13 protein-coding genes are annotated in these 13,763 nt (G+C 56.4%); 5 read left to right on the forward strand and 8 right to left on the reverse strand.

Going from position 1 to position 13,763, the window contains the following annotated elements; translation table 11 throughout:
• Positions 1 to 52: 52 nt before the first annotated feature.
• The 4 genes from HWQ15_RS07630 to cpxP all read right to left on the reverse strand — a co-directional run bounded on the left by HWQ15_RS07630 (position 53) and on the right by cpxP (position 3,942).
• Positions 53 to 1,042, reverse strand: coding sequence for a sulfate ABC transporter substrate-binding protein (locus HWQ15_RS07630; RefSeq protein ID WP_023298902.1), 990 nt, complete (start codon positions 1,040 to 1,042; stop codon positions 53 to 55).
• A gap of 208 nt (positions 1,043 to 1,250) precedes the next feature.
• Positions 1,251 to 2,213, reverse strand: coding sequence for a 6-phosphofructokinase (gene pfkA / locus HWQ15_RS07635; RefSeq protein WP_003862009.1), 963 nt, complete (start codon positions 2,211 to 2,213; stop codon positions 1,251 to 1,253).
• Between the two features lie 184 nt (positions 2,214 to 2,397).
• On the reverse strand, positions 2,398 to 3,282 hold the full coding sequence (fieF, locus tag HWQ15_RS07640; RefSeq protein ID WP_023298903.1) for a CDF family cation-efflux transporter FieF: 885 nt from the start codon (positions 3,280 to 3,282) through the stop codon (positions 2,398 to 2,400).
• 153 nt (positions 3,283 to 3,435) lie between these two features.
• Positions 3,436 to 3,942: a cell-envelope stress modulator CpxP gene (cpxP, locus tag HWQ15_RS07645; RefSeq protein ID WP_023305089.1), complete on the reverse strand. Its 507-nt coding sequence runs from the start codon at positions 3,940 to 3,942 to the stop codon at positions 3,436 to 3,438.
• A 150-nt stretch (positions 3,943 to 4,092) separates the two neighbouring features.
• On the opposite strand from cpxP, the gene cpxR reads away from it, so the two are divergent.
• Together cpxR and cpxA are read left to right on the forward strand one after the other, a co-directional pair.
• Positions 4,093 to 4,791, forward strand: a complete 699-nt coding sequence (cpxR, locus tag HWQ15_RS07650; RefSeq protein WP_003862004.1) for an envelope stress response regulator transcription factor CpxR — start codon at positions 4,093 to 4,095, stop codon at positions 4,789 to 4,791.
• The gene (gene cpxA, locus HWQ15_RS07655; RefSeq protein ID WP_022649811.1) at positions 4,788 to 6,161 is read left to right on the forward strand and encodes an envelope stress sensor histidine kinase CpxA; all 1,374 of its coding nucleotides are present in this window, start codon (positions 4,788 to 4,790) and stop codon (positions 6,159 to 6,161) included. Before cpxR ends, cpxA begins: the two co-directional genes overlap by 4 nt.
• A gap of 99 nt (positions 6,162 to 6,260) precedes the next feature.
• On the opposite strand, the gene yiiM is transcribed toward cpxA, so the two are convergent.
• Positions 6,261 to 6,935: a 6-hydroxyaminopurine reductase gene (gene yiiM / locus HWQ15_RS07660; RefSeq protein ID WP_063149396.1), complete on the reverse strand. Its 675-nt coding sequence runs from the start codon at positions 6,933 to 6,935 to the stop codon at positions 6,261 to 6,263.
• 66 nt (positions 6,936 to 7,001) lie between these two features.
• On the reverse strand, positions 7,002 to 7,622 hold the full coding sequence (sodA, locus tag HWQ15_RS07665; RefSeq protein WP_003861999.1) for a superoxide dismutase [Mn]: 621 nt from the start codon (positions 7,620 to 7,622) through the stop codon (positions 7,002 to 7,004).
• A gap of 288 nt (positions 7,623 to 7,910) precedes the next feature.
• On the opposite strand from sodA, the gene rhaT reads away from it, so the two are divergent.
• Positions 7,911 to 8,945: an L-rhamnose/proton symporter RhaT gene (rhaT, locus tag HWQ15_RS07670; RefSeq protein ID WP_022649813.1), complete on the forward strand. Its 1,035-nt coding sequence runs from the start codon at positions 7,911 to 7,913 to the stop codon at positions 8,943 to 8,945.
• Here rhaT and rhaR read toward each other — a convergent pair whose 3' ends face one another.
• Positions 8,946 to 9,794, reverse strand: a complete 849-nt coding sequence (gene rhaR, locus HWQ15_RS07675) for an HTH-type transcriptional activator RhaR (protein WP_022649814.1) — start codon at positions 9,792 to 9,794, stop codon at positions 8,946 to 8,948.
• 73 nt (positions 9,795 to 9,867) lie between these two features.
• Positions 9,868 to 10,704 (reverse strand): HTH-type transcriptional activator RhaS, encoded by an 837-nt coding sequence (gene rhaS / locus HWQ15_RS07680; protein ID WP_022649815.1) that lies wholly within the window; start codon positions 10,702 to 10,704, stop codon positions 9,868 to 9,870.
• A gap of 301 nt (positions 10,705 to 11,005) precedes the next feature.
• Between rhaS and rhaB the strand changes: the two genes are divergently transcribed.
• Together rhaB and rhaA are read left to right on the forward strand one after the other, a co-directional pair.
• Positions 11,006 to 12,475 (forward strand): rhamnulokinase, encoded by a 1,470-nt coding sequence (rhaB, locus tag HWQ15_RS07685; protein ID WP_063149397.1) that lies wholly within the window; start codon positions 11,006 to 11,008, stop codon positions 12,473 to 12,475.
• On the forward strand, positions 12,472 to 13,731 hold the full coding sequence (rhaA, locus tag HWQ15_RS07690; protein ID WP_063149398.1) for an L-rhamnose isomerase: 1,260 nt from the start codon (positions 12,472 to 12,474) through the stop codon (positions 13,729 to 13,731). Before rhaB ends, rhaA begins: the two co-directional genes overlap by 4 nt.
• Positions 13,732 to 13,763 lie beyond the last annotated feature (32 nt).

Genomic DNA, 13,763 nt, shown 5'->3' on the forward strand with positions numbered 1-13,763 from the left:
AAACCCGGTGGATTTCTCACACCGGGTTACCGTGTCGTTCTTTGTAAAACGCTTAGCGCTTGCTGATCTGGTCGAAGGTGCCGCCGTTAGAGAAGTGCTCTTTCTGCGCTTTGGTCCAGCCGCCAAAAACATCATCGATAGTAAACAGCTTCAGTTTCGGGAAGGCGTTTTCGTATTTCTTCGCGACGGCCTCATCGCGCGGGCGGTAGAAGTTTTTCGCCGCAATTTCCTGCCCTTCCGGTGAGTAGAGGTACTTCAGGTAGGCTTCCGCCACCGCTTTGGTGCCCTTCTTATCAACAACCTTATCGACGACGGAGACGGTCGGCTCAGCCAGGATGGATTCGCTCGGGGTCACGATCTCGAATTTGTCTTTACCCAGCTCGTTGGTCGCCAGCAGGGCTTCGTTTTCCCAGGCAATCAGCACGTCGCCGATGCCGCGCTCGACGAAGGTGTTAGTTGCGCCGCGCGCGCCGGAGTCCAGCACTTCGACATTTTTAAACAGCGCTTTCACGAATTCCTGCGCTTTAGCCTGGTCACCGTTGTTGTGGTGCAGGGCGTAGCCCCAGGCCGCCAGGTAGTTCCAGCGTGCGCCGCCGGAGCTTTTCGGGTTCGGCGTGATGACAGACACGCCCGGCTTAATCAGGTCGTTCCAGTCTTTAATCTGTTTCGGGTTGCCTTTGCGCACCAGGAAGACAATGGTCGAGGTGTATGGCGCAGAGTTGTCCGGCAGGCGCTTGATCCAGTTTTTGTCGATACGGCCACGCTCCGCGATCGCGTCTACGTCATAAGCCAGCGCTAGGGTAACCACATCGGCTTCAATGCCGTTGATCACCGATGTCGCCTGCTTACCTGAACCGCCGTGAGACTGGCGAACCACCACGTTATCGCCGGTTTCCTGTTTCCAGTGCGCCGCAAAAGCTTTGTTGTACTGGTCGTACAGTTCACGCGTCGGATCGTACGACACGTTCAGTAACTGAATGTCCTTTGCCAGAACGCTGGTCGATGCCAGCAATAATGTTAACCCCACGCCCCATTTATTCATCGCCCGGCTCTCTTGTGTAGTGTTTTGATGAATGCAGCGTGCCAGAAAGCTAACCGATGATTAAAGAATAAAAAAAGATTGGCTATAACGTGGAGGAATAAAAAAAGGATGGGCACAAAAAAGCCGGGTGGCGGCTACGCCTTACCCGGCCTACGATCCGTGCTTTTGTAGGCCCGGTAAGCGCAGCGCCACCGGGCAACAGAGCCGATCAGTACAGTTTTTTCGCGCAGTCCAGCCAGTCACCTTTGAACGGACGCTTCATGTTTTCAATGGCGTCGATGATGTCATGGTGAACCAGTTTCTCGTTCTGAATACCGACGCAGCGGCCGCCGTGGCCCTGTAGCAGCAGCTCGATCGCGTACGCACCCATGCGGGACGCCAGGATACGGTCGTACGGGCCTGGGGAACCGCCACGCTGAATGTGACCCAGAACGGTCGCGCGGGTTTCGCGTTTGGTTTCGGTTTCGATGTACTTCGCCAGCTCGTCAACGTCACAGATGTGCTCGGTGATAGCAACGATGGCGTGTTTCTTACCTTTCGCGATGCCGGCTTTGATCTCTGCGACCAGATCTTCACGGCTGAACTCTACTTCCGGAACTACCACGAACTCACAGCCACCGGCAATGGCCGCCGCCAGGGTCAGGTCACCGCAGTAACGGCCCATCACTTCAACAATGGAAATACGCTGGTGAGAGGAAGAGGTGTCACGCAGGCGGTCAATCGCTTCCACAACGGTACCCAGCGCGGTGAAGTAACCGATGGTGTAATCAGTGCCTTTGATGTCGTTGTCGATGGTGCCAGGCAGGCCGATGCACGGGAAGCCCATTTCAGTCAGACGTTTTGCACCCATGTACGAGCCGTCGCCGCCGATAACCACCAGCGCATCCAGACCCCGTTTTTTCATGTTTTCGATAGCCACTTCACGGATGTGTTCGTCACGGAATTCCGGGAAGCGCGCGGAACCGAGGAAAGTACCGCCACGGTTGATCATGTCAGACACGCTGTAGCGGTCGAGCTGAACCATGCGGTCTTCATACAGACCCAGGTAACCGTCATAGATACCAAAAACTTCCAGACCTTCCGTCAGCGCTGCACGGACAACCCCACGGATTGCCGCGTTCATACCCGGCGCATCACCGCCGCTTGTCAACACACCGATTTTCTTAATCATGACTACCTCTGAACTTAGGAATGCAAAATTGAAATCTGCTGCCGGAAGAAACTGTTCAACCGTCGAATACTGCAAATAGTATATCAATCCCTTCCAGCTGAATTGATTCAGGTCAGGCCATATGGCGGTAATTTATCCACAAAATGCTGGTCTGGCTCACTTTTTTACAACGAATTACGAAAGCTCAAAACGCCCTGGGGACGACAGAGCACGGATCCTGGTGAATAATGACGTCTGACCCAGGGAAACGCTGCAAAATCGCCTGCTCCACCTGTTCAGCGACCATATGCGCCTGAACCAGTGGCAGGTTGTCTTCCATTTCCAAATGAATCTGAATAAAGCGGGTCGGCCCTGACTGCCGCGTACGAAGATCGTGAGCACCACTGACGCCAGGCCAGTGGGTCACGATGGCATAAATTTCATCACGTTCTGCATCCGGAAGCGCACGGTCAAGAAGCGACTGTACCGCGTCATACCCCATCCGCAACGCGCTGTATAAAATATAGATCCCTATCCCTAACGCAAACAACGCATCGGCACGATGCCAGCCATACCAGGCCAGACCGAGCGCAATAAGAATAGCCCCATTCATCATAACATCAGACTGATAATGAAGCATATCGGCCCGTACAGCCTGGCTTTGTGTTTTGCGTACAACCCAGCGCTGGAACGTTACAAGAACAAGTGTGCTTATAAGTGCAACTACGGTTACGACCACACCAACGCCCGGATCGTTCATCGGAGAAGGCGAAATAAGATGCTGAATGCCGGTCAAAAACAGGAAAAGCGCGGAGCCCGAAATAAACATACTTTGTGCCAGCGCGGCCAGCGATTCCGCTTTGCCGTGGCCAAACGTATGCTCTTCATCTGCCGGTTGCAGCGAATAGCGCACCACCAGCAGGTTGGTCAGCGAGGCGGCAATATCCACAAGTGAATCCACCAGCGCCGCCAGAATACTAACCGACCCGGTGTACCACCACGCGAAAATTTTAATGATCAGCAAACACGACGCCGTCACCGTCGCGGCTATTGCGGCCCGGCTTACCAGCCGTCCATAGGATTGATTCATAAACACTCCTGTCATGCCATGGCGCTAGTATAACGGATGGCGGTGGAGTGAAAGGATGAATAAAGCGTTAACAACACTGAACGATGGGCAAAAAAAACCCCCACATCATGTGGGGGAAGACAGGGATGGTGTCTATGGCAAGGAAAACAGGGTTTACTGGTTACTACGGGTACTGCTATTGCTACTGAAAAGCGTCATATCTGAGCTTCGCTGCATCCGTGCAACCTCACGCAACTGGTTCATACGTTGCTGATGTTTGGTATTCAAAACCGCTTGCTGCTCGGGCGTTAGCAGGTGGAACATCTGGTTGCGAACCTTCGCCATTTCTACCTGGCGGGCAACCTGTTCCTGCGCCATTTTTTCTGCCTGAGCGCGTACAGCGCTTTCGTCAAAATTTTCTGCGGTGACAAGGCGATGCATTGTCTCCATTTCGCTAACATTAACAGGGGGCTGGTCGTGTCGTGCCCTCTGCATCAGATCTCGCATCTGTTGACGCTGATGTTCGGTTAAACTTATGCCGTCAAACATATGGCTTTGGCTGCTGTGCTGCGTTGCGCCCTCTGCTGAGGAACCGTTATCGCTGTTGATAGCTACAGCAGCCTGGCTAAACGCACAGAAGGCCAGCGTTGAGGCCATGACGGCAGCGGTAACTTTGCGCATCACTTGCTCCCAAAATCTTTCGTGTCGCGATTCAACGAGAGACAGTCTACGATTCAGGCTGCAAACATGCGTCAGGGGGTGTAAAACAACGTAAAGTCATGGATTAGATAGCCTTGATGTCGTAATTTCTGCCTCGGAGGTATTTAAACAATGAATAAAATCCTGTTAGTTGATGATGACCGAGAGCTCACATCTCTTTTAAAGGAGTTGCTCGACATGGAAGGTTTCAACGTCCTGGTTGCCCATGATGGGGAACAGGCGCTGAGTCTCCTTGACGACAGCATCGATTTACTTTTGCTCGACGTCATGATGCCGAAGAAAAACGGTATTGATACGTTGAAAGAGCTTCGCCAGACACACCAGACCCCCGTCATTATGCTGACCGCGCGCGGCAGCGAGCTTGACCGCGTACTCGGCCTTGAGCTGGGTGCGGATGACTATTTACCTAAGCCGTTCAACGACCGTGAACTGGTGGCCCGTATTCGCGCGATCCTGCGCCGCTCTCACTGGAGCGAGCAGCAGCAGAATACCGACAACAGCTCACCTACGCTGGAAGTGGACTCCCTGAGCCTGAACCCGGGCCGCCAGGAAGCGAGCTTCGACGGTGAAACGCTGGAGCTAACCGGCACCGAGTTCACCCTGCTGTATCTGCTGGCGCAGCATCTCGGCCAGGTGGTGTCGCGTGAACACTTGAGCCAGGAAGTGCTGGGCAAACGCCTCACCCCGTTTGACCGCGCCATCGATATGCATATCTCGAACCTGCGCCGTAAACTGCCGGAGCGTAAAGACGGTCACCCCTGGTTTAAAACCCTGCGTGGTCGCGGTTATCTGATGGTTTCCGCTTCATGATAGGCAGCTTAACCGCCCGCATCTTCGCCATCTTCTGGCTGACGCTGGCACTGGTTTTAATGCTCGTTTTGATGTTGCCAAAACTCGACTCACGCCAGATGACGGAGCTGCTCGACAGCGAGCAACGTCAGGGCGTGATGATCGAGCAGCACGTGGAAGCGGAGCTGGCAAACGATCCGCCGAACGATTTAATGTGGTGGCGCAGGCTGTTTCGCGCTATCGACAAGTGGGCGCCCCCCGGACAACGTCTTTTACTGGTCACCAGTGAAGGCCGCGTGATTGGGGCCGATCGCAATGAAATGCAGATTATCCGCAACTTTATTGGCCAGGCGGATAACGCCGATCACCCGCAGAAAAAGAAATATGGTCGGGTAGAAATGGTGGGCCCTTTCTCGGTGCGGGATGGGGAAGATAACTACCAGCTCTACCTGATTCGCCCCGCGAGCAGTTCCCAGTCCGACTTCATCAACCTGCTGTTTGACCGTCCGCTGTTGCTGTTGATTGTCACCATGCTGGTTAGTTCCCCACTGCTGTTATGGCTGGCGTGGAGCCTGGCGAAACCGGCGCGTAAGCTGAAAAACGCGGCGGACGAAGTGGCGCAGGGCAACCTGAGGCAGCATCCGGAGCTGGAATCCGGGCCGCAGGAATTCCTGGCCGCCGGAACCAGTTTTAACCAGATGGTGAGCGCGCTTGATCGAATGATGACGGCCCAGCAACGTCTGCTGTCGGATATCTCCCACGAGCTGCGGACGCCGCTCACGCGTTTACAGCTGGGTACCGCCCTGCTGCGCCGTCGCAGCGGTGAGAGCAAAGAGCTGGAGCGTATTGAGACGGAAGCGCATCGCCTGGACAGCATGATCAACGATCTGCTGGTGATGTCGCGCAATCAGCAGAAAAACGCGCTGGTGAGCGAAACGGTGAAAGCCAATCACCTCTGGCATGAGGTGCTGGACAACGCGGCGTTCGAAGCGGAACAGATGGGCAAATCCTTCACCGTCAATTTCCCGCCGGGCCCGTGGCCGCTGTACGGTAACCCCAACACGCTGGAAAGCGCGCTGGAGAATATCGTGCGTAACGCCCTGCGCTACTCGCACACGAAGATTGAAGTGGCGTTTTCGGTGGATAAAGACGGGATCACTATCATCGTGGACGACGACGGTCCAGGCGTCAGCCCGGAAGATCGCGAGCAGATTTTCCGTCCGTTCTACCGTACCGACGAGGCGCGCGACCGTGAATCTGGCGGTACGGGGCTGGGTCTGGCAATTGTTGAAACAGCCATGCAGCAGCACCGTGGCTGGGTGAAAGCCGATGACAGCCCGCTGGGCGGGCTGCGGCTAACGCTGTGGCTGCCGCTGTATAAGCGTTCGTAATCCCCTCACCCTAACCCTCTCCCCATAGGGGAGAGGGGACGGCTCGGTGCGGTCTTTTCACCCTCGCCCCTTTGGGGAGAGGGCCGGGGTGAGGGGCAATTATTTCCCCCATAATCTCCGCGAACTGCTCTCGATCTTGCCGCTTATCCGCCGCTTCTGCATCGTTCTGGTCCAGCTGGTGGATAATCCTGCCGCTGACAGCAGGCGGTGAAACTGTTCATCGTCGAACGGCATATGCCAGGCAATGGCACAGGCCTCGAATACCGACACCTCACTCAGGCGCGAAGCCAGCTCAATCGGCGCATCCGCCGAAACCTGTCCCGCCTGCACAACGCGATACAGCCAGCCGGTTTTACCCGCGTTTTGCAGCTGGGCCGACATATCCTGAATGCCAAAATGGTAGTTAAGTTTGAAGCACGGCGAGCGCGGCTGGGTGACCTGAATCAGAGCATCGCCCCAGCGATAAATATCGCCAATAAAGACGTTCTTCTCCGTCAGCCCTTCCGTTGAGAGATTTTCGCCAAACGCGGGGGCGACGAAAAGGTCCGCCTGTTCAGGAAATTCGGTTTTCCAGTGCTGATAGTGCTCGCGCGGATAGTGGCACAGCGCACGATCGGGCCCGCCGTGGATTTTCTTTTCGGCCTGCTGGTCACCCGCCAGACCAAGCTCGGTAAGCGTCAGCTCACCGTCGACCTGCACTTTGGCTATAGCGCTCGAGCGACTGCCTTCGTACTCCCTTACCTTGCCTGTAAACACATTCACCGGGTAATGCATCTCCACTCCTTCAGATACAAAAAAAGCGAGTCATCAGACTCGCTTCTCACAGGCGTCAATGCAACCTTATTTTTTAGCGGCGAAACGCGCTGCTGCTTCGTCCCAGTTCACTACATCCCAGAAGGCTTTGATGTAGTCAGGGCGACGGTTCTGGAACTTCAGGTAGTAAGCGTGTTCCCACACGTCCAGACCCAGAATTGGGAAGCCGGATGCGCCAGAGATAGCTTCACCCATCAGCGGGGAGTCCTGGTTTGCGGTTGAAACGACCGCCAGTTTGTCACCTTTCAGGACCAGCCACGCCCAGCCAGAACCGAAACGGGTTGCAGCGGCTTTTTCGAATTCCGCTTTGAAGTTGTCAACGGAACCGAAGTCACGCTCGATAGCCGCTTTCAGGTCGCCCTGAAGGGTGGTGCCGGTTTTCAGGCCTTTCCAGAACAGGCTGTGGTTAGCGTGACCGCCCGCGTTGTTGCGCAGCACGGTTTTCTTGTCTGCTGGCAGCTGGTCCAGTTTGGTGATCAGCTCTTCAACAGGCAGATTAGCGAACTCTGGCAGGCTTTCCAGCGCAGCATTCGCATTATTCACGTAGGTCTGGTGATGTTTAGTGTGATGGATTTCCATCGTCTGCTTGTCGAAATGCGGTTCCAGTGCGTCGTAGGCATACGGCAGGGATGGCAGTGTATAACTCATAATCCTCTCCATTATTGTCGGGCGGCACAGCTGTTAATGCCGCGTAAGCAGTTGGTTCATTATAGTTAATTAAATGATATTGAAAATGATTATCAATGCCGTAGTTTTTATAAGGTTATTCGGTTTTTGAGAAATGAAGGAATTGTGAGTCTGCTCACGCGGTTAACGAGCTGATTGCCATTCAAAACAAAAGTGCGGCAACCTTCTGAAGGTTCCCAAACCGCCTAATTTTTACACTCATCAAGTCGGCGGGAAGCCTCCGGCTATAAAAACGATGAGGATGTAAAAATGAATCATGCGATTACGATGGGTATTTTCTGGCATTTGATAGGCGCGGCCAGTGCAGCCTGTTTCTATGCCCCGTTTAAAAAGGTGAAAGGCTGGTCATGGGAAACCATGTGGTCCGTTGGCGGTACCGTGTCCTGGCTGATTTTGCCGTGGACAATCAGCGCCATGCTGCTGCCCGATTTCTGGGGCTACTTCTCCTCCTTCAACGCCTCCACCCTGCTGCCGGTATTCCTGTTCGGCGCGATGTGGGGTATCGGTAATATCAACTACGGCCTCACCATGCGCTACCTCGGCATGTCGATGGGGATTGGCATCGCGATCGGCATTACGCTGATTGTTGGCACCCTGATGACGCCAATCCTCAACGGCAACTTCGATGTGCTGATCAACACCCAGGGTGGGCGAATGACGCTGCTGGGCGTGCTGGTAGCGGTGATCGGCGTGGGAATTGTCACCCGCGCGGGCCAGTTGAAAGAACGCAAGATGGGCATCAAAGCCGAAGAGTTCAACCTGAAGAAAGGGCTGCTACTGGCGGTGATGTGCGGCGTCTTCTCGGCGGGCATGTCGTTCGCGATGAACGCCGCCAAACCGATGCACGACGCCGCTGCAGCGCTGGGCGTCGACCCGCTGTACGTTGCCCTGCCAAGCTACGTGGTGATCATGGGCGGCGGCGCGCTGGTAAACCTCGGCTTTTGCTTCATTCGTCTGGCAAAAGTGAAGAATCTGTCGGTAAAAGCCGACTTCTCGCTGGCAAAACCGCTGATCGTCACCAACGTCCTGCTTTCCGCCCTCGGCGGTCTGATGTGGTATCTGCAATTCTTCTTTTACGCCTGGGGTCACGCCAGTATTCCGGCGCAGTATGACTACATGAGCTGGATGCTGCACATGAGCTTCTACGTGCTGTGCGGCGGGCTGGTTGGGCTGGTGCTGAAAGAGTGGAACAACGCCGGGCGTCGTCCGGTTGGCGTGCTGAGCCTGGGCTGCGTGGTGATAATTATTGCGGCCAATATCGTCGGCCTCGGCATGGCGAACTGATTACGCTGCCTTTCGACTGCGATGACGCCACTGAACCGGCGTCATCCCCACCTCACGGTTAAACACCACCGAAAAGTAGTTACTGTCCTCAAAGCCGCAGCGCATCGCCACTTCACTCACCATCAGCTCAGTATGCTGTAACAGATACTGAGCGTGGCAGATGCGCAGCTGGCGCAGATAGTGGTTTACCGTCATCCCCGTCTGGGTGCGGAACTGCTGGCGCAGCGCGCGCTCGCTGCACTGCTCCTGCTCGCAGAATTTTTCCAGCACGAAACTCTTGTTAAGACTGCCCGCAAGCCGGGTGATGAGCTTATCCAGCAGCGCTTCCTGCGTGGTGGCAGAGGGATTATCCGTAGCGTAACGATGGCGCTTCAGGGTCATCACCAGCTGGGCAAAAAGCAGCTCCGACATCTGGTTTGCCACCGGATCGCTCTTCTGGCTCTCCTGCTCCAGCTGGGAAATCGTCTGGCGCACCTGAGCCATGCCGTTGCTGCTTAAGCGCCAGTGCGGTTCGCCTCTGGCATCATGTAAACCGGGGATATTGCCCGCCCAGTCGACATTCAGTTTAAGCCTGTCAGGGCAGTAGATGACGTTCTGCAACACCAGATCGTTAACCGAGGCGTAAGAGTGTTTATCTTCGGCGCGGATGTAGAACAGGTCTCCGCGCGTGATGCGGTAGGGACGGTCGTTGAGGACGTGCAGGCCGTTGCCCCGCCACACCAGCACCAGCTCGCAGAACTCGTGGGTATGCTCGGCAAAGACGTTTTGCGGATAGCGGTCCGCCACCGCGACGGCCTGACTCGCGGAGGCAAAAAAATCATCTTTACGAAGAATTAACTGAGCAGCCACACCACAACCTCGACGGCGAATAACCGGACATTATTAGCCTTTCTGCGGTAAAAAAACGGTGACTGCCCTCGCGTTACTGAAGCAACGCGTCTTTCCCCTGACGGATATCGCGCGGCGACCAGCTAAATTCCCGACGAAACAGCGTTGAAAAGTGGTTACTGTCGCCGAAACCGCAGCGATAGGCGATATCCGTGACGCTTTCATCCGTGTGCCTTAAAAGGTGACGCGCTTTGATCAGGCGCAGACGGTTGAGGTAGCGCTGCGGCGTCAGCCCGGTATGCTGCTTGAGCTGACGATGCAGCGTGCGCAGCGAGAGCGAAAAGTCATCCGCCAGCGTTTCCCAGCAGACATCTTCGGCAAAATGATCTTCCAGCCAGGCCATCAGCTGATTCAGGCGCGCATCGTTATTTTCCAGCCCTTCCACCAGGCTGCTGCGCCGCAGCAGCACCAGCAGCTGCATAAACAGCATCTCGCGGGTAGCAATGGCGTGCGTCTCCTGTCCATCCTCGCTCTGCTCCATCTGGCTTACCAGCTGACGCACCTGCTGCAACGTGGACTGATTCACCCGCCAGTGCGACGGGTAGTGGCCGTCCTTCTCCTGCGGCAACAGCTGATTCAGCCCGGAGAGAAACTGAAACGCATCCGGAGAACGATAGAGCACATTGGTCAGGCACAGGTTATCGGTATGTTCATACAGGTGCCTGTCGTGATCGCGCACGAAGCACACCGTACCGCCGCTGATGGTATACGGCTGACCGTTAAACACGTGGATGCCCGTTCCGTGCTCAACAATCACAATTTCATGAAAATCATGATGATGTTCCGGGAACGCAGCCTGAGGCAGCCGTGGCTCAATCGCAACCGGCGAAGCCCCCGAAGGAAAAAAATCGACGCTGTGCAGTACGGTCATAACGGCCTCTACCAATGAGAAAAGTTCTCAAAATAGTAATTAAGGCCTTCCCCGCTCACCTTAAATTTTTGACAGCAAACCGCGCAAAAGCTGCCGGTTTTTCAAGAAACAGGCGGAAAGATCGGGAAATGCGGTCAGCGTCACACTGCCTGCAAACCCCGCGATTACTGGAAACTGTGAACTCCCTCACGTTCATCTTTGCTTTCTTGCCAGCGCGAGATTTGGTCTGTCAGTGGCGAGAAGGTGGCTATTTCTTCCCTTTCTTACACTCCTCGCTAATGACTTAAGAAAGGACCCGACCATGACTTTTCGCCATTGTGTGGCTGTCGATTTAGGCGCATCCAGCGGCCGTGTAATGCTCGCCACCTGGGACTGCGACCTGCACACCCTTACGCTTCGCGAAATGCACCGTTTCGCCAATTGTCTGCAAAAACAGGACGGTTTTGTTACCTGGGATATCGACGCCCTGGAAGCAGAGATCCGCACCGGACTTCACAACGTCTGCGAAGACGGTATTCGCATCGACAGTATCGGCATTGATACCTGGGGTGTGGATTACGTGCTGCTGGACAGTCACGGCGAACGCGTCGGCCTGCCGGTCTCCTACCGCGACAGCCGCACCGATGGGCTGATGGCGCACGCCATCGCGCAGCTTGGCAAGGAGAACATCTATGGTCGCAGTGGCATCCAGTTCCTGCCGTTTAACACGCTGTATCAGCTACGTGCGCTGGTTGAGCAACAGCCTGAGCTGGTCGAAAAGGTGGCGCATGCGCTGCTGATCCCGGACTACTTAAGCTACCGTCTGACCGGCAATATGAACTGGGAATACACCAACGCCACCACCACGCAGCTGGTCAACATCAACACCGATAACTGGGATGAACATCTGCTGGCCTGGACGGGCGCCTCGCCGTCCTGGTTCGGCGCACCAACCCATCCGGGCAATGTGATCGGCCACTGGCTTTGCCCGCAGGGGAATGAAATCCCTGTTGTCGCCGTCGCCAGTCACGACACCGCGAGCGCGGTCATTGCCTCGCCGCTCGCCGACAAAGATGCGGCCTATCTCTCTTCCGGCACCTGGTCGCTGATGGGCTTCGAGAGCAAAACCCCGTACACCAGCGATGCCGCGATGGCGGCGAACATCACCAACGAAGGCGGTGCCGAAGGCCGCTACCGGGTGCTGAAGAACATCATGGGGCTGTGGCTGCTCCAGCGGGTGCTGAAAGAGCAGGCCATCACCGACCTGCCCGTGCTTATCGCGGAAACCGAAACGCTGAATGCCTGCACCTTCCTGATCAACCCGAACGACGATCGCTTTATCAACCCGGTGCACATGAGCGCCGAAATCCAGGCCGCCTGTTTTGAAGCGGGGCAGCCGGTACCTTCCCGCCCCGCCGAGCTGGCACGCTGCATTTTTGACAGCCTCGCCCTGCTGTATGCCGACATCCTGAGCGAGCTGGCTGACCTTCGCGGCAAACCGTTCACACAACTGCATATCGTGGGCGGCGGCTGCCAGAACCAGCTGCTGAACCAGCTCTGCGCGGATGCCTGCGGCATTACCGTGGTGGCAGGTCCGATTGAAGCCTCCACGCTCGGCAATATCGGCATTCAGCTGATGACCCTGGACGAACTTTCAAACGTCGACGATTTCCGTTCGGTGGTGACGGCGAATAACAGCCTGACCACCTTCACCCCCCATCACTGCCATGAAATTGCCCGCTACCGGGCGCAGTTTCAGCAAAAACGACTGACTAAGGAGCTTTGCGCATGACCACTCAACTTGAACAAGCCTGGGACCTGGCTAAACCGCGTTTCGCCGCCGTCGGCGTGGATGTCGAAGAGGCGCTGCGCCAGCTCGACCGTCTGCCCGTCTCCATGCACTGCTGGCAGGGTGATGACGTCGCCGGTTTCGAGAACCCGGGCGGTTCCCTGACGGGGGGTATTCAGGCCACGGGTAACTACCCGGGCAAAGCGCGCAACGCCACCGAACTGCGTGCGGATCTGGAGCTGGCGCTGAGCCTGATCCCCGGGCCAAAGCGCCTGAACCTGCACGCCATTTATCTCGAATCCGACGAGCCGGTCGCGCGTAACGAAATCAAACCGGAACACTTTAAGAACTGGGTGGAGTGGGCGAAGGCCAACCGGCTGGGTCTGGATTTTAACCCATCCTGCTTCTCGCACCCGCTGAGCGCGGACGGGTTTACCCTTGCGCACGCCAACGACGAAATCCGCCAGTTCTGGATCGACCATGTCAAAGCCAGCCGCCGCGTCTCGGCGTATTTCGGCGAGCAGCTTGGCACGCCATCGGTAATGAATATCTGGATCCCGGACGGCATGAAGGACATCACCGTAGACCGACTGGCCCCGCGTCAGCGTCTGCTGGCCGCGCTGGATGAAGCTATCAGCGAAAAACTGGACCCGGCGCACCACATCGACGCCGTCGAGAGCAAGCTGTTCGGCATTGGCGCAGAGAGCTACACCGTGGGCTCAAACGAGTTCTACATGGGTTACGCCACCAGCCGCCAGACCGCGCTGTGCCTGGATGCCGGCCACTTCCACCCAACCGAGGTGATCTCCGACAAAATCTCCGCCGCCATGCTCTACGTGCCGCGCCTGCTGCTGCACGTCAGCCGCCCGGTGCGCTGGGACAGCGACCACGTGGTGCTGCTGGATGACGAAACCCAGGCCATTGCCAGCGAAATCATCCGCCACGACCTCTTTGACCGCGTACATATTGGCCTCGACTTCTTCGACGCCTCCATCAACCGCATCGCGGCGTGGGTTATCGGCACCCGCAACATGAAGAAAGCCCTGCTGCGCGCGCTGCTGGAGCCTGTCGCCGCCCTGAAACAGCTGGAAGAAAACGGCGACTACACCGCGCGCCTGGCGCTGCTGGAAGAGCAGAAATCCCTGCCGTGGCAGGCGGTGTGGGAGATGTACTGCCAGCGTCACGATGCGCCTGCGGGCAGCCAGTGGCTGGACAACGTGCGGGCATATGAGGAAGACGTGTTGAGTCAGCGCGGGTAACTGCCCCCTCACCCCTGCCCTCTCCCCAAAGG

The sequence above is a fragment of the Enterobacter sp. DSM 30060 genome, assembly GCF_013375955.1.
In the GTDB taxonomy this organism is placed as follows: Bacteria; Pseudomonadota; Gammaproteobacteria; order Enterobacterales; family Enterobacteriaceae; genus Enterobacter; species Enterobacter intestinihominis.